The organism is Pseudomonas gingeri (assembly GCF_013385425.1).
In the GTDB taxonomy this organism is placed as follows: Bacteria; Pseudomonadota; Gammaproteobacteria; order Pseudomonadales; family Pseudomonadaceae; genus Aquipseudomonas; species Aquipseudomonas gingeri_D.
Genome location: NZ_JACAQA010000004.1, coordinates 75,171 through 92,764, shown reverse-complemented (window position 1 = coordinate 92,764; position 17,594 = coordinate 75,171). Strand labels below are relative to the sequence as shown.

At 62.4% G+C, this 17,594-nt stretch carries 17 protein-coding genes; 9 read left to right on the top strand and 8 right to left on the bottom strand.

The genetic code is table 11. The features are described from left to right. Nucleotides 1-152: 152 nt before the first annotated feature. Both HX830_RS06020 and trmA read left to right on the top strand, forming a co-directional pair. A complete protein-coding gene (locus tag HX830_RS06020; RefSeq protein ID WP_177099304.1) occupies nucleotides 153-1,448 on the top strand; it encodes an NCS2 family permease in 1,296 nt (431 codons plus the stop codon). Further along, entirely contained in the window at nucleotides 1,445-2,524 is a 1,080-nt protein-coding gene (gene trmA, locus HX830_RS06015) for a tRNA (uridine(54)-C5)-methyltransferase TrmA (protein WP_177099302.1), read from the top strand. Before HX830_RS06020 ends, trmA begins: the two co-directional genes overlap by 4 nt. A 134-nt stretch (nucleotides 2,525-2,658) precedes the next feature. Here the strand turns inward: trmA and HX830_RS06010 are convergent, their stop codons facing one another. The 3 genes from HX830_RS06010 to HX830_RS06000 all read right to left on the bottom strand — a co-directional run bounded on the left by HX830_RS06010 (nucleotide 2,659) and on the right by HX830_RS06000 (nucleotide 5,713). Further along, the gene (locus HX830_RS06010; RefSeq protein ID WP_371317475.1) at nucleotides 2,659-3,507 is read right to left on the bottom strand and encodes an amidohydrolase family protein; all 849 of its coding nucleotides are present in this window, start codon (nucleotides 3,505-3,507) and stop codon (nucleotides 2,659-2,661) included. 149 nt (nucleotides 3,508-3,656) lie between these two features. Continuing rightward, nucleotides 3,657-4,940: an MFS transporter gene (locus HX830_RS06005; RefSeq protein ID WP_177099298.1), complete on the bottom strand. Its 1,284-nt coding sequence runs from the start codon at nucleotides 4,938-4,940 to the stop codon at nucleotides 3,657-3,659. Between the two features lie 41 nt (nucleotides 4,941-4,981). Further along, complete coding sequence (locus HX830_RS06000) at nucleotides 4,982-5,713, bottom strand: GntR family transcriptional regulator (protein ID WP_103495857.1); 732 nt, start codon at nucleotides 5,711-5,713, stop codon at nucleotides 4,982-4,984. Between the two features lie 297 nt (nucleotides 5,714-6,010). On the opposite strand from HX830_RS06000, the gene HX830_RS05995 reads away from it, so the two are divergent. From HX830_RS05995 to HX830_RS05980, 4 genes are all read left to right on the top strand, one after another. Next, entirely contained in the window at nucleotides 6,011-6,355 is a 345-nt protein-coding gene (locus HX830_RS05995) for a transcriptional regulator (protein WP_100941579.1), read from the top strand. After that, a complete protein-coding gene (locus HX830_RS05990; protein WP_177099296.1) occupies nucleotides 6,355-7,560 on the top strand; it encodes a type II toxin-antitoxin system HipA family toxin in 1,206 nt (401 codons plus the stop codon). Before HX830_RS05995 ends, HX830_RS05990 begins: the two co-directional genes overlap by 1 nt. A gap of 109 nt (nucleotides 7,561-7,669) precedes the next feature. Beyond that, nucleotides 7,670-8,560 (top strand): KPN_02809 family neutral zinc metallopeptidase, encoded by an 891-nt coding sequence (gene ypfJ, locus HX830_RS05985; protein ID WP_177099295.1) that lies wholly within the window; start codon nucleotides 7,670-7,672, stop codon nucleotides 8,558-8,560. Beyond that, complete coding sequence (locus HX830_RS05980; RefSeq protein ID WP_177099294.1) at nucleotides 8,561-9,547, top strand: alpha/beta fold hydrolase; 987 nt, start codon at nucleotides 8,561-8,563, stop codon at nucleotides 9,545-9,547. Between the two features lie 158 nt (nucleotides 9,548-9,705). Here HX830_RS05980 and HX830_RS05975 read toward each other — a convergent pair whose 3' ends face one another. From HX830_RS05975 to HX830_RS05965, 3 genes are all read right to left on the bottom strand, one after another. Further along, the gene (locus HX830_RS05975) at nucleotides 9,706-10,299 is read right to left on the bottom strand and encodes an HAD family hydrolase (RefSeq protein WP_177099293.1); all 594 of its coding nucleotides are present in this window, start codon (nucleotides 10,297-10,299) and stop codon (nucleotides 9,706-9,708) included. Further along, complete coding sequence (tesB, locus tag HX830_RS05970) at nucleotides 10,296-11,165, bottom strand: acyl-CoA thioesterase II (RefSeq protein ID WP_103495853.1); 870 nt, start codon at nucleotides 11,163-11,165, stop codon at nucleotides 10,296-10,298. Before tesB ends, HX830_RS05975 begins: the two co-directional genes overlap by 4 nt. Before the next feature lie 147 nt (nucleotides 11,166-11,312). Beyond that, nucleotides 11,313-11,882, bottom strand: a complete 570-nt coding sequence (locus HX830_RS05965; RefSeq protein ID WP_103495852.1) for a GNAT family N-acetyltransferase — start codon at nucleotides 11,880-11,882, stop codon at nucleotides 11,313-11,315. A gap of 93 nt (nucleotides 11,883-11,975) precedes the next feature. Between HX830_RS05965 and HX830_RS05960 the strand changes: the two genes are divergently transcribed. Both HX830_RS05960 and HX830_RS05955 read left to right on the top strand, forming a co-directional pair. Further along, nucleotides 11,976-12,896: a histone deacetylase family protein gene (locus HX830_RS05960; RefSeq protein ID WP_177099292.1), complete on the top strand. Its 921-nt coding sequence runs from the start codon at nucleotides 11,976-11,978 to the stop codon at nucleotides 12,894-12,896. 309 nt (nucleotides 12,897-13,205) lie between these two features. Next, nucleotides 13,206-14,465, top strand: a complete 1,260-nt coding sequence (locus HX830_RS05955) for a TIGR03862 family flavoprotein (protein ID WP_177099291.1) — start codon at nucleotides 13,206-13,208, stop codon at nucleotides 14,463-14,465. Between the two features lie 132 nt (nucleotides 14,466-14,597). Here HX830_RS05955 and HX830_RS05950 read toward each other — a convergent pair whose 3' ends face one another. Together HX830_RS05950 and yedA are read right to left on the bottom strand one after the other, a co-directional pair. Beyond that, on the bottom strand, nucleotides 14,598-15,932 hold the full coding sequence (locus tag HX830_RS05950) for a DEAD/DEAH box helicase (RefSeq protein WP_177099290.1): 1,335 nt from the start codon (nucleotides 15,930-15,932) through the stop codon (nucleotides 14,598-14,600). A gap of 58 nt (nucleotides 15,933-15,990) precedes the next feature. Then, nucleotides 15,991-16,881, bottom strand: coding sequence for a drug/metabolite exporter YedA (gene yedA, locus HX830_RS05945; protein WP_152741758.1), 891 nt, complete (start codon nucleotides 16,879-16,881; stop codon nucleotides 15,991-15,993). A gap of 161 nt (nucleotides 16,882-17,042) precedes the next feature. Here yedA and HX830_RS05940 point away from each other — a divergent pair, with 161 nt between their 5' ends. Further along, complete coding sequence (locus HX830_RS05940; protein ID WP_177099289.1) at nucleotides 17,043-17,504, top strand: Lrp/AsnC family transcriptional regulator; 462 nt, start codon at nucleotides 17,043-17,045, stop codon at nucleotides 17,502-17,504. The last annotated feature ends 90 nt before the right edge of the window (nucleotides 17,505-17,594 follow it).

The window sequence follows — 17,594 nt, the reverse complement described above, 5'->3', positions numbered from 1 at the left end:
TTGCTTGCAACGCGCAGCCAACCGGCACAAACCACTGGTATGATGCGCGGCTTTTTTCCACAGACAGAAGCTCATCAGGCCGCTAGAGTCTGTGCTTGGCTGTTTGGGGATCGATTCATTCACGGCGCCGAGTGCGCCACGGGGGAGCAGAGATGCTGGAAAGGCTGTTTCAACTCAAGGCACACAACACCAATGTACGCACCGAGATACTCGCGGGCGTCACCACCTTCCTGGCCATGGCCTACATTCTGTTCGTCAACCCGAGCATCCTCGGCGAAACGGGCATGGACAAGGGCGCGGTGTTTGTCGCCACCTGCCTGGCCGCGGCCTTCGGCTCGACGGTCATGGGCCTGATCGCCAACTACCCGATCGCCCTCGCACCGGGCATGGGCCTGAACGCCTTCTTCACCTACACCGTGGTCCTGCACATGGGCCATACCTGGCAAGTCGCGCTGGGGGCGGTGTTCATCTCGGCGGTGTGCTTCTTCGTGCTGTCGATCTTCCGCATCCGCGAATGGATCATCAACAGCATCCCGCTGCCGCTGCGTTCGGCGATTGCCGCCGGTATCGGCCTGTTCCTGGCGCTGATCGCCCTGCACAACGCCGGCATCGTGGTGAGCAACCCGGCGACCATGGTCGGCCTAGGTGACCTCAAGCAGCCGGCACCGATCCTCGCGACCCTGGGCTTCGCCGCCATCGTCGCCCTGGATGCCCTGAAAGTCCGTGGCGCGGTGCTGATCGGCATCCTCGGCGTGACCATCGTCTCGATCCTGATGGGCTTCAGCCCGTTCGGCGGGATCGTCTCGGCACCGCCATCGCTGGCCCCGACCTTCCTGCAGCTGGACATCAAGGGCGCCCTGGACATCGGCCTGGTCAGCGTGATCTTCGCCTTCCTGTTCGTCGACCTGTTCGACAACTCCGGGACCCTGATCGGCGTCGCCAAGCGCGCCGGGCTGATGGGCAAGGACGGCCACATGCCGAAAATGGGTCGCGCGCTGATCGCCGACAGCACCGCCGCCATGGCCGGCTCGCTGCTGGGTACCTCGACCACCACCAGCTACATTGAATCGGCGGCGGGCGTCAGTGCCGGCGGCCGTACCGGCCTGACCGCCGTGGTGGTAGCCGTGCTGTTCCTCCTGGCGTTGTTCTTCGCCCCGCTGGCCGGCAGCGTCCCGGCGTTCGCCACCGCACCGGCGCTGCTGTTCGTCGCCGTGCTGATGGCTTCGGGCCTGGCGGAAATCAACTGGGAAGACATCACCGAAGCCGCCCCCGTGGTGGTCACCGCCCTGGCCATGCCGTTCACCTATTCCATCGCCAATGGCATCGCGTTCGGCTTTATTGCCTGGACCGCGATCAAGCTGCTGTCCGGTCGCGCCCGCGAACTGAACCCGGCGCTGGTGATTCTGTCGATACTGTTCGTGATCAAGCTGGGCTGGTTCAACGCATGACTTTTGACTCCAACACCTACACCGCTCAGCTCGAAGACAAGGTCGCGCGCTTGCGCGACCTGCTGGCGCCGTTCGACGCCCCCGAGCCGCGGGTGTTCGACTCGCCCTTGCAGCACTTCCGCCTGCGGGCGGAGTTCCGCCTCTGGCGCGAAGCGGGCGAACGCCACTACGCGATGTTTTCCCAGGACGACAAGCGCACGCCGATCCTGATCGAGGAATTCCCCATCGCCAGCCTGCGCATCAATGAACTGATGCCCAAGCTCAAGGCCGCCTGGCAAGCCAGCGCGCCCCTGAGCCACAAGCTGTTCCAGGTGGAGTTCCTGACCACCCTGGCGGGCGATGCGATGATCACCCTGTGCTATCACCGTCCGCTGGACGAGCACTGGCAGACCGCCGCCGAGCAGCTGGCCGCCGACCTTGGGGTCAGCATCATCGGCCGTTCCAAGGGCAAGCGCGTGGTGATCGGCCACGACTACGTGGTGGAGAAATTCGAGATTGCCGGGCGCACCTTCAGCTACCGGCAACCGGAGGGTGCCTTTACCCAGCCCAACGGCATGGTGAACCAGAAGATGCTCAACTGGGCCTATGAAGCCCTGGGCGAGCGTTCCGACGATCTGCTGGAGTTGTATTGCGGCAACGGCAACTTCACCCTGCCGCTGGCGACCCGGGTGCGCAAGGTACTGGCCACCGAGATCAGCAAGACCTCGGTGAATGCGGCCTTGAGCAACCTCGACGAAAACGGCGTGGACAGCGTCACCCTGGTGCGCCTGTCCGCCGAGGAGTTGACCGAAGCACTGAACGAGGTTCGCCCGTTCCGTCGCCTGCACGGCATCGACCTGAAAAGCTATGAGTTCGGCAGCGTGTTCGTCGACCCACCGCGTGCCGGCATGGACCCGGACACCTGCGAGCTGACCCGGCGCTTCGACAATATCCTGTACATCTCCTGCAACCCGGAAACCCTGGCGGCGAATATCGCGCAGCTGCACGATACCCACCGCATCGAACGCTGCGCGCTGTTCGATCAATTCCCCTGGACCCATCATATGGAATCCGGGGTGTTGCTGACTCGTCGCTGACCGTCACATCACCTGTAGGAGCCGGCTTGCTGGCGATGCGATCTGATGGGCGACATCGTCGTCGCCTGGAAAATCGCTATCGCCAGCAAGCCGGATCCTACAGATCGGGTGCCAACGCAAAGATATCGTCGTGTTCAGTCCTTCACGAAGCCGAACAACTCCGCCGCCGTATTGCACAGCAGATGCTGACGTAACGGCGCGGCGCAGGCCAGACGACGCAGACGATCAAGCTCCGAGCTGAAACCCACTTCCCGCTCATGCTGCGTATGCGGCCAATCGCTGCCCCACAGCAAACGGTCCGGCCCCAGGGTTTGCAGCATCAACGACAAGGCCTTCTCGGCGAAATGCAGGTTTTCCATCGGCGTCCCGCCCAGCCGGTAAATACCCGAAACCTTGATCCACAAGCGCTGGCTTTCACCCAGTTCAAGCAGACGGGCAAAAGCCGGTTGCCCGGCCCCAAGCCGTGCATCGGGCCGGCCGAAATGATCGACCACCACCTTGCACCCCAACGCCAGCAGCGGCTCGATCAATGCCGGCAGATCCTCCAGTTGACGGTGCACTTCGACATGCCAGTCGAGGCGGCGCAAATGGCCGAAAAACACCTGCCACGGCGCTTCGGCAAAGTCCGGTAGCGGCTGCCCCATCAGATTCAAACGCACCCCCTTGACGCCGAGCTCGGCCATCCGTGACAGCTCGCTGAAACCAATATCGCGTTCGACCACCACCACCCCGCGCAGCTGTTCGGGCGCCTGTTGCAAGGCCGCCAACAGATAGCTGTTATCGGTGCCGAGAAAGCTCGGCTGCACCAACACGCCATGGCTCAAGCAGTTGTTCTGCAAGTGTTGCAGGTAAGTCTCCAGCGTAGCGTCGTAGCCCGGCGTATAACGACGCCTGCTGGCAAGCCCCAGGCCGCGCTGGAAAACATGGGCATGGGCATCGATGCCGCGAATCGGCAGTGGGCAAGTCTCGGGCATGGAACTCATCTATGGCTGAAGCACCGCACAGGGCGGCGCGATATAAAGTTGAATCACGTCTGAACGCAGGTCTTGTGGCGATGAGGCCCTTGAGCCTGGCGTTGCCTGTCAGGACGCCTTCGCGGGCAAGCCCTGCTCCTACAAGTTACGTGGCGCTCTCAGGATAATTGGCGGGCATCTGCGCCCTTGGCCGACGCGACTTCCGGCACAGTCTCCTGCAAATTGCGGCCCTTGGTTTCCGGCAACGCCAACGCGGCCAGCACCGCCACACCGTAGGCGATCCCCGCATCGATGCCGATGGCCGAGCCCAGGGACATCGACTCGCTCATATGCCCGACCATGAACGGAAACACCGCCGACAGCACACGACCGAAGTTGTAGCAAAAACCCACCCCCGCACCGCGCACATCCGCCGGATACAGCTCATTGAAGAACGATCCCAGGCTGGCCGGGATCCCGGCGGCGAAAAAGCCCAGGGGGAAGCCGAGGAACAGCATCTGGGTATTGCTCAACGGCAGGAACAGATAGCACTGCACCGTGATCACGCAACAGAAGGCGAAGAGGATGATGTTCTTGCGCCGGCCGATACGGTCCAGCAACAGACCGCTGACCACACAGCCGAACCAGAACGCCACGATGATCACCGCCAGGTAGCCGCCAGAACTCAACACCGAAAGGTTGCGTTCGGTCTTGAGGAAGGTCGGCAGCCAGGTCATCACCGCGTGATAACCACCGTGCGCCCCCAGACCGAGGATGCCGCCGAGCAGCGTCACCCGCAGCAACTCGGGACGGAAGATCGCCGCCATCGAAGCCAACAAACCACGGCTCTGGGCCTTGGCCTGGCGTTGCGCGCTGTCGGGTTCGACCACGCTGCGCCGCACATAAATCACCAGCAGCGCCGGCAACAGGCCCACGAGGAACATCACGCGCCAGGCCATGGCCTCGGGCACGAAGGTATAGATCAGCGTAAACACCCCGACCGCGGCGCCCCAGCCGATCGCCCAGGCGCTCTGTACCGCGCCCATGACCTTGCCGCGGAACCGGGCCTGGATGGTCTCGGCCATCAGCACCGCGCCCGCCGCCCACTCGCCGCCGATGCCAAAGCCTTGCAGCGCCTTGACGATCAGCAACTGATTGAAGCTGGTGACAAAGGCCGAAAGAAAGGTGAACAACGAGAACCAGAGGATCATCCATTGCAGCGTTCGGACCCGGCCATAGCGGTCGGACAGCGTGCCGCCGAGCCAGCCACCGATGGCCGAACTGATCAGGGTCACGCCGCTGACCAACCCGGCATCGCCCTTGCTCAGGGCGAAGGCGGCGATCAGCGCGGGAATCGCCAGGCCGAACATTTGCACTTCCAGTGCGTCCAGGGACCAGCCGCCAAAGCAGGCCCAGAATGTCTTGCGCTCCCTCGAGGTGATATCGCGATACCAACTGAACATGATTTCTTATCCTTATAGGTGAACGGGGAGCAGACCAGGGCTCAGCGAATCTCGACGCTGTAGCGGAAGTGGCTGGCCTGGCCACGGGAGCGCCGCCACTCCAGGGGCTGGCCGGCGTAGTCGCGGGCCAGTCGCTCGATCACCACCACCGGGCTGTTGGCCTCGATCTGCAACAACCGCGCATGGACCTCGCCCACGGCTTCGGCGGTAAGGGTTTCCTCGGCACAGGCGACGACCTGGCCGCACAGTTCCTCGTAGATCGGATAGAGCAGCGGCCCCTGCTGGTCCAGATCGGCGCTCAGCAGCGCCTGGAACGGCCCCTTGGGCAGCCAGATTTCCTCGGCCAGCACCGGCGCGCCTTCCAGCAGTCGCAGACGGACCATACGGATAACCTCGGCCTCGGGCGGCAGCCCCAGTGCCTGGCTGACGGCGGAGGGCGCGGGCAGGGAATCGATATTGAGGATTCGGCTTTCGGGGACCTGGCGTTCACCGGCCAAGGTCTGGAAGCGGAAAAAGCGGAACAGCGAAGACTGGAACTGCGGACGACGGATAAAGGTGCCGCGGCCCTGATGGCGTTCGAGAATGCCCTCCTCCACCAGCTTGTCGATGGCCTTGCGCACGGTACCGATGGACAGCTGGTACTCGCCGGCCAGCACCGTTTCGGTGGGAATCGCCTCGCCCGGGCGCCAGCGGTTATTGGCTATTTGCCGGGCCAGTTCGTCACGCAGACGTTGATAAAGGGGCAGGCGTTCGTCGCTGGAAAGGGCATTCATTCTTGTAGTTATCCAGTCATCTATATGAATTTTTACCGAGTATTCTCCCTGGATGAAAAAGCGTCAAGTGGCGGGCCGATTACTGGTCGGCGCGTTCGGCAAAAGCATTCACGCTGCTGCACCTGCGGGGGCACGAGAGCGGACCAGCACACAGGGAACCAGAAGATCATAAGCCTCATCATAATGAGTGTTAAAAAATTTAAAACTCATCCATGTGAGTTTTATAAATCGTAATAACATAATTAAGACATGCTACAGTGAGCCTTATCTAAGATAAGACTCACCTTGGTACGCTTTATGAACGCGTTTTTTCCTGTTGGCTGCGGCGACACCCTCAGTAAGATCGGGCTTCTCGTAAAAGCCAAGCGTCTGGATATGGGCCTGCGTCAGTCAGACTTCAAATCCAGCCTCGGGATTTCCGAGCATACGCTGCGCAAAATCGAAAATGGCTCGGAGCTCGTCGACCTCAGGTCCTTCATGCTGGTGCTCTGGCGCCTGGGCCTCAACGAGATGATTTTCGGTTCATTGGATGGCGTCGAAAACACCTCGCAAATCACCAAATACGCCACGGGTGAGGATAGGCATACGAGCCTTTCTTCGAAACGTGTTCGCCTGTCCAAACCCAAGGCGGAGGATTTCTGATGTCCCGTGCCTACATTTACATGGAGCACCCGCAGACGGGCGAAGTCATCACCCTCGGTCGGCTGACGCTCCAGGGTAAGGTCGGTGAGTTTCTGTATGCGCCCGACTATGTAGCCAGCAACGGCTGGATACCTGACCCGATCAACTATCCGCTGCGGGCTGAAGCCTATACCGGCATCACGAAGAATCGTGGTATCCCAGGCTTTATCAACGACGCCATGCCCGACGGCTGGGGAGAGCGCCTGCTGCACCGTGTCTACGGCCAGGAACTGACAACCCTCGACTTCCTGCTCAAGTCACCGAACAACGACCGCATTGGCAACCTTATGGTCGGGAAAACCACCTTGCCTGCCTCTGGCCTGGGGACCGAGCCTGCGCCGACATTAAGAGGCCTGGCAAAATTCGTCGAAGCATGCGAAACGGTATACAACAGTCAATTGGATCAGGAGTCCGTCTCGATACTGAACCTGCGCCAACAACGTTCCTCTCTGGGTGGCGCCCGCCCCAAGCGGACTCTGCAGGATCGTGGGATGTTGATCCTGGCCAAACCTCGCGACCGCTTTGACCAGTACGACCTACCCGCCGTCGAATATGCGTGCATGACCTTCGCGGCCTCCAAGGGCCTGAATGTCGCCAGGACCGCCTTGCATGCCGAAACCCCATCTACGTTACTGGTAGAGCGATTCGATCGGACACCGCTAGCCGAGGGTGGACGTCGCATCCCCATGCTCAGTGCCCTTACCTTGCTGGACGCTGAATGGATGGCCCAACACGACTGGCGCTATGCGGCAGTCGCCGATGAAATGCGCCGCCGTGGCGTTCCCGAAGAGGACTTGCAGGAGCTCTTCAAGCGAATGTGCTACAACGCGCTGGTCGGTAACAGTGACGATCACCCACGCAACCACGCCATCATCTGGAGGGGAGGCCAGTGGCGCCTATCCCCGATGTACGACGTGCTACCGATCCTGGATGAGGGGCCAGCCCAGACACTGGCCATGGCCGTTGGCCGTGAAGGAACCCAAATCAGCCGCCAGAACCTGCTCAGCCATCACACCCACTTCGCGCTTTCACGCGAGCACGCCGAACATGTGCTGGACGAGGTGATCGGGTGGGAGCAAGAACTAAAGGAATACTACGGTCGGTGGCTGCAAGGGACGGAGTTGCAAATGGCGCGGGAGGCAACGAGCACTGCGCGGTTGCGGTAAGTGAGCGATGCCCGGTTTCCAGCCTCTATCTGTATGGCCTGACGACCGGACTGGCGCTCACCCGCCTCAGCAGCAACACTCATTGCGACAGCAGCAAGAGGATTCCCACATGCTCTGGAGAAAAGGACGGCGCAGCGACAACGTGGTGGATGCTCGCGATGACGGCAATGCCGGGAGTGGCGGTCTGCGTTTTGGCGGGGGCAAAGGCTTGAGCCTGGGCGCCGTCGTGTTGATCGTCGGCATCGGTCTGCTCACGGGCCAGGACCCCATGCAGATTCTAGGAAAACTCAGCAACCACCTCAGCCAGCAACCTTTAGCCACCACCCAGCAGCCCCGCCAGGCACCACCGGCCAACGACGAGCAGGCAGACTTCGTCCGGGCCATTCTCGGAGACACCGAAGACACCTGGGGCCAGATCTTCCAGCAGGCCGGTCGTCAATACAAAGACCCGACACTGGTGCTGTTCCGCGGACGGGTCGCCTCCGCCTGCGGCCTGGCCTCCTCCGCCACCGGACCGTTCTATTGCCCGGCGGATCAACAGGTCTACCTGGACCTGGATTTTTTCCGAGAGATGTCCCAACGCTTCAAGGCCGCCGGGGATTTTGCCCAGGCCTATGTGATCGCCCACGAAGTCGGCCATCACGTGCAAAACCTGCTCGGCGTGTCCGCCAGGATGCAGGCGGCCCGCCAGCAAGGGCAAAAGATGGAAGGCGCCGACGGCTTGCTGGTCCGCCAGGAACTGCAAGCCGATTGCCTGGCCGGGGTCTGGGCCAATCACGCGCAGCAACGCTTGAAATGGCTGGAACCCGGCGATATCGAAGAAGCCTTGAATGCCGCCAACGCAATCGGTGATGATCGCCTCCAGCAGCAGGGTCAGGGACGCGTGGTGCCGGACTCCTTCACCCACGGCACCTCTGCGCAACGGGTGCGCTGGTTCAAGACCGGCTTCGCCCAAGGGCAACTCAACCAATGCGATACCTTCGCCGCCAAGAGTCTGTGAATGAAAAAAATACTGTGTGGGTCATTGTTGTTGGGCATGTGCGTGATCGGCGCCCAGGCCCAGGCCAAGGAACACGGGCTCGAAGTCAGCCCCAATCACTTGAAGTTGTCGGCCGGTGAATTGAGCGTCGGGCTCAATCGCGATTGGCAGGGGCCGATGCCGGATGTGGAACGGGTGCTGATCATCGTCCACGGTCGGCTGCGTAACGCCATGACCTATCTGCAGAGCGCGGAGACCGCCGCGGCCCAGGCGGGCCAGGACCGCAATACCCTGATCATCGCCCCGCAGTTCCTCAATGACAGCGATGCGCGGAGCAATCACCTGCCGGGCAACCTGCTGCGCTGGCAGGGCGATGACTGGATGGCCGGTTCGGAATCGACCGGGCCTTCGGCGATGAGCTCCTATGCGGCCCTGGACGAAGTGCTCCAGCGCCTGGGCAACAGGAAGAAGTTTCCGGCCCTGCGCGAAGTGGTCGTCGCCGGGCACTCCGGGGGTGGCCAGGTGGTGCAACGCTATGCGCTGGTAGGGCATGGCGATGCGCAATTGGCGGGGAGCGGCGTCAAGCTGCGCTATGTGGTCGCCAACCCGTCGTCCTATGCCTATTTCAACGCCCAGCGGCCAGTGGTGGGGTTCAGCCCGGCGAGTTGCCCGGGGTTCAACGACTGGAAGTATGGCCTGCGGAACCTGCCGGACTACGCCAAGGGGCAATCACCGGCGCAGTTGGAGCAGGGTTATGTGCAACGCGATATCACCTACCTGCTGGGGCAACAGGACACCGACCCGAACCATCCGGCCCTGGACAAGAGCTGTGGCGCGGAGGCCCAGGGGGCGTATCGGTTGATTCGTGGGCATAACTATTTCACCTACCTGCAACAGCGTCATCCGCAAGGCTTCACGCAGACGCTGGTCGAGGTGCCCGGGGTTGGGCATAACGGCGATGGGATGCTGACTTCGCCGCAGGGGCAGAAGGCGTTGTTTCAGCGCTAGCGGTTTACGGTACAGGCAGCGAGGGATGTGTTGCCTGGACTGACGTCTTCGCGGCGATGCGGCGTCCCGACAAGCCCTGCTCCTACAAATTTCTGTCGTGCATAGATTTTGCGGACGACAAATAACTGTAGGAGCAGGGCTTGCCCGCGAAGAGGCCCTCAAGCCGAAAGCATCTGCCGAAGCGCCACGCAATCCTCGGCATGCCAGTCGGTCAACTCCGGCCACGGGTTGTCCGGCAGGTTGACCAAGATGGTCCGAGCCCCCGCCGCCCGCCCGCAATCCAGGTCGAAACGATAGTCGCCGACCATCACCATCTCGCTCGGCGCCACGTCCCAGGCTTCGGCCAATTTCAACAAACCGCCCGGATGCGGCTTGGGCGGTGCTTCATCGCGACCCAGCACATCGGCCTCGGCAAAACAGTCCGCCAAACCAATGGCCTCCAGTGTCACATGGGCCAACTCGCGGGCATTGCGCGTCAGGATACCCAGGCGATAACCGCGCCCGGCCAACTCACGCACCAGTTCCACCGCGCCCACCGCCGGCTTCGAGCCCAACGCCAGATCCCGCTCATGCTCCAGCAACCAGGCATGCTTGGCCGCGGCCTCATCCGCCGGCAACGCCGCCAGATGCGTGAGGATATCGTGCTCCGGCGGAATCGACAGGGCCACGCGGATCGCGGCGAAATCGTGCACGGCCACGGTCAGGGTGCCGTCCATATCGAACACCCAATGACGTACCTCGGACAGACTCATGCCCAATCCTTGCGATGACGGATCAAGCCTTCCTGGGTCACCGATGCCACCAGCACACCGGCGCGGTTGTACACGCTCCCCCTGGAAAATCCGCGGGAATTGCCGGCCCACGGGCTGTCCATGGCATAGAGCAACCAGTCGTCAGCGCGCAGATCGGCATGGAACCACAAGGCATGATCAAGACTGGCGACCTGCATATCCTTCTGCCACACCGACTTGCCATGGGGCAGCAAGGACGTGGTCAGCAGACCGAAGTCCGAGGCGTAGGCCAGCAGGTATTTATGCAGTGCCGGCGAGTCGGCCAGTGCCCCATCGGCACGAAACCAGACGTACTTCACCGGGTCCGACGGCTGCGGGTTGTAAGGGTCCTTCTCGGTGACCGGGCGCACTTCGATGGGCTTGGGGCACAGGAGTTTTTCACGCATATGTTCGGGAATCAGGTGCGCGCGTTGCTGGGTGAGCTCCAGCTCCGTGGCCAGGTTCTCCGGCCCGACGACCTGGGGCATGCTGCTCTGGTGCTCGAAACCTTCCTCGTCGTACTGGAACGAGGCGCTGCAGGTGAAGATCGGCTGGCCCTTCTGGATCGCCGTGACCCGCCGCGTGCTGAAGCTGCCGCCGTCGCGCACCCGGTCGACCGAGTAGACCACCGGCAAGCCGGCATCGCCCGGGCGCAGGAAATAACCGTGCATCGAATGCACATGCCGCGCTTGCTCGACCGTCTGGCTGGCCGCCGACAACGACTGGCCCAGCACCTGGCCGCCGAACAACTGGCGAAAGCCCAGGTCCTGGCTGCGGCCGCGAAACAGGTTTTCTTCAATCGGTTCCAGGGTCAGCAAGTCGACCAGGTCTTCCAGCACTTGGCTCATTCAAACGCTCCTCACACAGGGCAATACTGTTCACTTAACGACGATATCAAGCCATCCGTGCTTGTGTGGCCGGCACGCTGGCCACAGGCCTCGAATGATACAGCCTTTGTCGCTCCCGGCGGTGCAGCGGATCGGCCAACCCCGGGGTTATCCTTGCAGGGTGCGCAGCCATTGCGCGTGGTTGATGCGGTAGAGCACGTGGCGGCGCAACGGATGATCGTCGGCCAGCTTCGGATGCTCGAAGTCCGACTGCGGGTCGTAATGCATGCCGATGGCCTGCATGACCTTCTGCGACGCCGTATTGCTCTCGCTGGTAAAGGCCACGACCTCGTCCAGGGACAGGCGCTCGAAACCGCAGCGCAAGGCGGTCCAGGCCGCCTCGCTGGCATAGCCCAGGCCCCAGTGCTCGCTGGACAGGCGCCAAGCGATCTCCACCGCCGGGGTGAAGGTGGCCTCGAAGTTCACCTGCATCAGCCCGGTCAGGCCGATAAAGGCCCCGGTGTCCTTGCGTTCCAGCGCCCAGAGGCCAAAGCCGTATTCGGCGAAGTGCCCGCGAATCCGACCGATCAGCGCGGCACTTTCCAGACGGTTGAGGACTGTCGGAAAATAGCGCATCACCTGAGGATCGGCACACATCCGGGCAAACTCCGGCAAGTCCTCGTCGCGCCACTGGCGCAACAGCAAGCGTGCACTCTCAAGTTCCAGTATCGGCCCCATCAACTCTCTCTCCGGATTCTTTCAACACGGACTCCCTGCTCGTCAGTGTATCGCGCTGATAAGATCCTTCACTCCTTCCTACATGAATTCGCCATGCCGTTGCCTTTGATCTACCACGATGATTACAGCCCGGACTTCCCCGCGGACCATCGCTTTCCCATGGACAAATTCCGCCTGCTGCGTGATCACCTGGTGGACAGCGGCCTGACCCGGGACGCCGATCTGCTGCGCCCGGCCATCTGCCCTGTGGATATCCTCGCCCTGGCCCACGACCGTGGCTACATCGAACGCTATATGGCCGGAGAACTGTCCCGCGAAGACCAGCGCCGCCTTGGCCTGCCCTGGAACGAGGCCCTGGCGCGGCGCACCGTGCGCGCGGTCGGCGGCTCGCTGCTGGCCGCCGAACAGGCGCTGGAACACGGTCTGGCCTGCCACCTGGCGGGCGGCACCCACCATGCCCATTACGATCACCCGGCGGGTTTCTGCATTTTCAACGACTTGGCAGTCATCAGCAGCTATCTGCTGGAAAGCGGCCGCGTGGGTCGGGTGCTGATCTTCGACTGCGACGTGCACCAGGGCGACGGTACCGCGCGCATCCTCGAAGACACCGCGGACGCCATCACGGTGTCCCTGCACTGCGAGAAAAACTTCCCGGCGCGCAAGGCCCACAGCGATTGGGACATTCCCTTGCCGATGGGCATGGGTGACGGTGACTACCTCAAGGTGGTGGATGACGCGTTGAACTACCTGCTGCCGCTCTACCAGCCGGACCTGGTGCTGTATGACGCCGGCGTGGATGTGCACAAGGACGATGCCCTGGGTTACCTGAAACTGACCGATGAAGGGGTGGCCGCCCGGGATGAAAGTGTCCTGCGCCATTGCCTGGGCCGGGATATCCCGGTGGTCGGGGTGATCGGCGGTGGCTACAGCAAGGATCGCCAGGCCCTGGCCCGGCGCCACGGGATCCTGCACCACAGCGCGCGGAAGGTCTGGGCGTCATCAGGTTGTCACTGAAGCCTGGGCTTACCCACAATGGCTGTGGAACCGCCTGTGGATAACCTGAGTGAAATGCGCTGCAGGTCTTATGGGGAAAGGGCTGTACAGGACTGTATATTTTTTGTACAGGGATTCTGAATCTACCATCACTCCTAAGGCCCCCACCGTCCTGTAGGAGCAAGGCTTGCCCGCGAAGCTTTTAGCGATTTGAGGGCCTTTCGAGGCCAATCGAGCGTCGACCGGCCGCTCCTACAAGGCCCGCGTACACCACATCCTCGGTGGAAAAACGTAGAATGCCCGGCTCGTCCAGCCAATTCGCCGCCCGCCATGACCCAGCCAACCCCTGACACCGCCCCTCACGTCGCCATTATCGGTGGCGGCCCCGCCGGCCTGATGGCCGCCGAGGTCCTGAGCCAGGCGGGTATCCAGGTCGACCTCTACGACGGCATGCCTTCGGTCGGGCGCAAGTTCCTGCTGGCCGGCGTCGGCGGCATGAACATCACCCATTCCGAAGCCTACCCGGCGTTTCTCTCCCGCTACGCCGAACGTGCTCCCCACATCGCTCCGTTGCTCCGAGCTTTTGGTGCCGATGCACTGTGCGAATGGATTCACGGCCTGGGGATAACTACGTTCGTCGGCAGCTCCGGCCGGGTTTTCCCCAGCGATATGAAAGCCGCCCCGCTGCTGCGCTCCTGGCTCAAGCGCCTGCGGGAAGCCGGGGTAGTTATCCACACCCGCCATCGCTGGCTGGGCTGGCGCGACGGCAGCCTGGTTATCCACAGCCCAGAGGGCGAAAAAACCTTGCGCCCCGACGCCACGCTCCTCGCATTGGGCGGCGCCAGCTGGGCGCGACTGGGCTCCGACGGGGCCTGGTTACCGCTGCTTGAGCAACAGGGTGTGACGGTCGCACCCTTGCAACCGAGCAACTGCGGCTTCGACGTCGCGGCCTGGAGCGAGGTTCTGCGCGGCAAGTTCGCCGGTGCGCCACTGAAGAACGTCGCCATCGCCCTGCCCCACGGCACGCCGCGCCTGGGGGAATGCGTGATCACCGCCAGCGGCATCGAAGGCAGCCTGATCTACGCGCTGTCCGCGCCGATTCGCGAGCAGATCAACCAGCAAGGCCAGACAATGATCGAGATCGACCTACTGCCCGGCAAGCCTGTGGACAAGGTCCAGGCCGCGCTCGCCAAACCCCGCGGCTCACGTTCCATGGCCAAGCACCTGCACAGCCAGTTGGGGATCGACGGAATCAAGGCCGCGTTGCTGCGGGAGCTGACCGATGCCGAGACCTTTGCCGACCCGGCGCGTCTGGCCAGCGCCATCAAGGCCCTGCCGCTGACGCTGGTCAAGGCGCGTCCGCTGGACGAGGCCATCAGCAGCGCCGGGGGCGTACCGTTCGAGGTCATGGACGAGCGATTGATGCTCAAGGCCTTGCCCGGGGTGTTCTGTGCGGGGGAAATGCTTGATTGGGAAGCGCCGACCGGCGGCTACCTGCTCACGGCCTGCTTTGCCAGCGGGCGGGTGGCGGGACAAGGGATGCTGGAGTGGTTGCGGCAGCGCCCCCGAGACAAGCTCATCCCAGGATAACGCGGACAACTGTAGGAGCCGGCTTGCTGGCGATGAGGCCCTTGGACCTTGCATCAATTTCAAGGACGCCATCGCCAGCAAGCCTACAATGACCGTGTTGACCCTGCAGCCAACACGGCATCAATGCTCGCCTTACGGCTTGCGCTTGCGCGGCCCGGTATTGAACACCGGCACCTTGCGCACCGGTTTGATCGACTGCACCACATCTTCCGGCTTCTCGCCGCTGTCGACCCACTTGCCCAGGTTACGCTTGCCACCGGAGGCTTTCGGTTTTTTCGGCTTCTTCGGTTTCTTGATCACGCTGCCCGAGGCATCGGTGTCCGGCACCCGGTGATCCGGTTCGAAACCGGCTTCGTCCTGACGCTTCAGAGTCTGACGAGTCAGGGTCTCGATGGCTGACAGCAGATTCACCTCATCGGCGCAGACCAGGGAAATCGCCTCACCCGTAGCGCCGGCACGGCCGGTACGACCGATCCGGTGAATGTAGTCCTCGGCCACGATAGGCAGGTCGAAGTTGACCACCAGCGGCAGGTCCTCGATGTCCAGGCCACGGGCCGCCACATCGGTGGCCACCAGGATCTGGATCTCGCTCGCCTTGAAGCGGTCCAGGGCGCGCTGGCGGGTAGCTTGTGGTTTGTCGCCATGGATGCCGTCGGCATTGATGCCCAGGCCCTGGAGTTTTTCCACCAACTGGTCGACGCCATTGCGGGTCTTGGCAAACACCAGGACCTGCTTCCAGTGCTGCTTGCGCATCAGGTGCACGAACAGCTCCGGCTTGCGCTTCTTGTCCACCGTCACCAGCCACTGCTTGACGGTGTTGGCCGCCACGTTGCGCGGGCTGACTTCGATGCTCAGCGGATCGTTGAGCATCTGCCCGGCCAGCAGGCGGATGGCATCGGAGAAGGTTGCGGAAAACAGCAGGGTCTGGCGCTTTTTCGGCAGGGCTTTGTAGATATTGCCCAGCTCCTCCTGGAAACCGAGGTCGAGCATGCGGTCGGCTTCGTCGAGCACCAGGGTCTGCAACTGGTTGAACTTGAGAGCGTTCTGACGATAGAGATCGAGCAGACGACCCGGGGTCGCCACCAGCAGGTCGACGCCCTTGCGCAGCTTCATCATCTGCGGGTTGATGCTGACGCCGCCGTACACCGCATAGGTGCTCAGCGGCAGGTGCTCGGCGTACTGGCGCACGCTTTCATGCACCTGCTCGGCCAGCTCCCGGGTCGGCACCAGGATCAGCGAACGCACCGAGTTGGCGCTGACCTTCGGCCCTTCCAGAGTCAGCAGCTGCAGCAGCGGCAAGGCAAAACCGGCGGTCTTGCCGGTACCGGTCTGGGCCGCGGCCATCAGGTCGCGACCGGCCAATACGGCGGGAATGGCCTGGGCCTGGATCGGTGTGGGGGTCTGGTAACCCAGAGTGTCCAGGGCCCGCGTCAGGGGTTCGATCAGGCCGAGTGTGGCGAATGTCATGGAAGTACCGTAGGAAAAAGTGTCAGCGCCGTAAAGCAATGCGCGGCAGTTTACCCTGTCAGGCCTCTTTCGGCTTGCGCCACTGCGGTAAACCGATCAACACCACGGCGCTGATGATCACGCCCATGGCCATGCACTCCTGCCAGCCGATGTGCTCGCCGGCAAAGAGGATGCCCAGCAGCACCGCCACAGCCGGGTTGACATAGGCATAGCTTGTCGCCGCCGCCGGGCGCACATGCTTCAACAGGTACATATAGGCGTTGAAGGCGATGATCGAGCCGAAGACGGTCAAGTAAGCCATGGCGATCCAGCCGTCGGTCGAGGGCATCTGGGTCAGGCGCTCGCCGCGGACAAAGCTGGCCATCAGCAACACCACGCCACCCACCAGCATTTCCGCCGCGCTGGCCATGCCGCCCTGGGGCAGCGGCAAGTGCTTGCTCCACACCGAACCGAAGGCCCAGGTCGCGGCGGCCAACAGCAGCAGGCCGGCACCGAGCGGGCTGGCTTGCAGGTTGGAGCCCATGTTCAGCAGGGCGATACCGATCAGGCCGAGCACAATGCCGGCCCATTCAAGACCGGTATTGCGGTTGCCCCAGAAATAGCCGCAAAGCAAGGTGAACAGCGGCACCGTGGCCACCGTCAGCGCGGCGACGCCCGAGGCCACGCCCATATGCTCGGCCAGGGTCACCGCGCCATTGCCGAAGCTGAGCAGCAGCACGCCGATGGCCGCCGCTGCTTTCCATTGCGGCCAGGTCGGTGCCGGTACGCCGCGAAGACGTTGATAGGCAAACAGCAGGCTGCCGGCGATCACAAAACGGATGCCGCCCATCATCAACGGTGGCCAGGATTCCACGCCGATACGAATGGCCAGGTAGGTCGAGCCCCAGATGAAATACAACGCAAAAAAAGCACCGATCAGCGGTAACGGGAAACGGCGTGGGGCAGACATGGGGGGCGGATCCAGGCAGGGCAAGGGAGGCTTATTCTAGAAAGGCGCCTGGAAAATAATAAGTTACAAAACCGTGTTATAAGGCCAGTACACTTTGTAAAGCATGGATATCAGGGGTTTCGACCATTGTTTCGAAAGCCCGCACAATAGAGAGCCTGTGGATGGATAAATACGACCGTTTGATCCTGGGTGAGCTGCTGGACAATGGCCGTGCCTCGTTCGCCGAACTGGCGCGCAAGGTCAACCTGTCCGCGCCGGCGGTGGCGGAGCGGGTGGCAAAGCTGGAAAGCAGTGGGGTGATCACCGGGTATCAGGCCAAGGTGGACCTGGCGAAGATCGGTTTGCCGATCCAGTGCGTGATCGAGTTGCGGCTCAACCAGCATGGCAAGCAACAGGTCTATGACGACCTGGCGCAGATTCCGCAGATTACCGAATGCCATCGGGTGACCGGGGACCCGTGCGTGATTCTGCAGGCCGCGGTGGGAAGCATGGCGGAGCTGGAGCAACTGATCAATCGGATTGCCCAGTTCGGCTTCAGCAAGACCTCGATTGTGCTGTCGAGCGCGATTGAGCGGCGGGTGCCGTTGGGGCATTTGGACATGAATGGAAAAACAAAGGGATGATAGATTCGGGAGAAAATCTTACGAACGGTTCAAATTCAGGCCGAATTCAGGTCATACTGCGCAACGTGCCAGAGCCCAACCTGACTATCT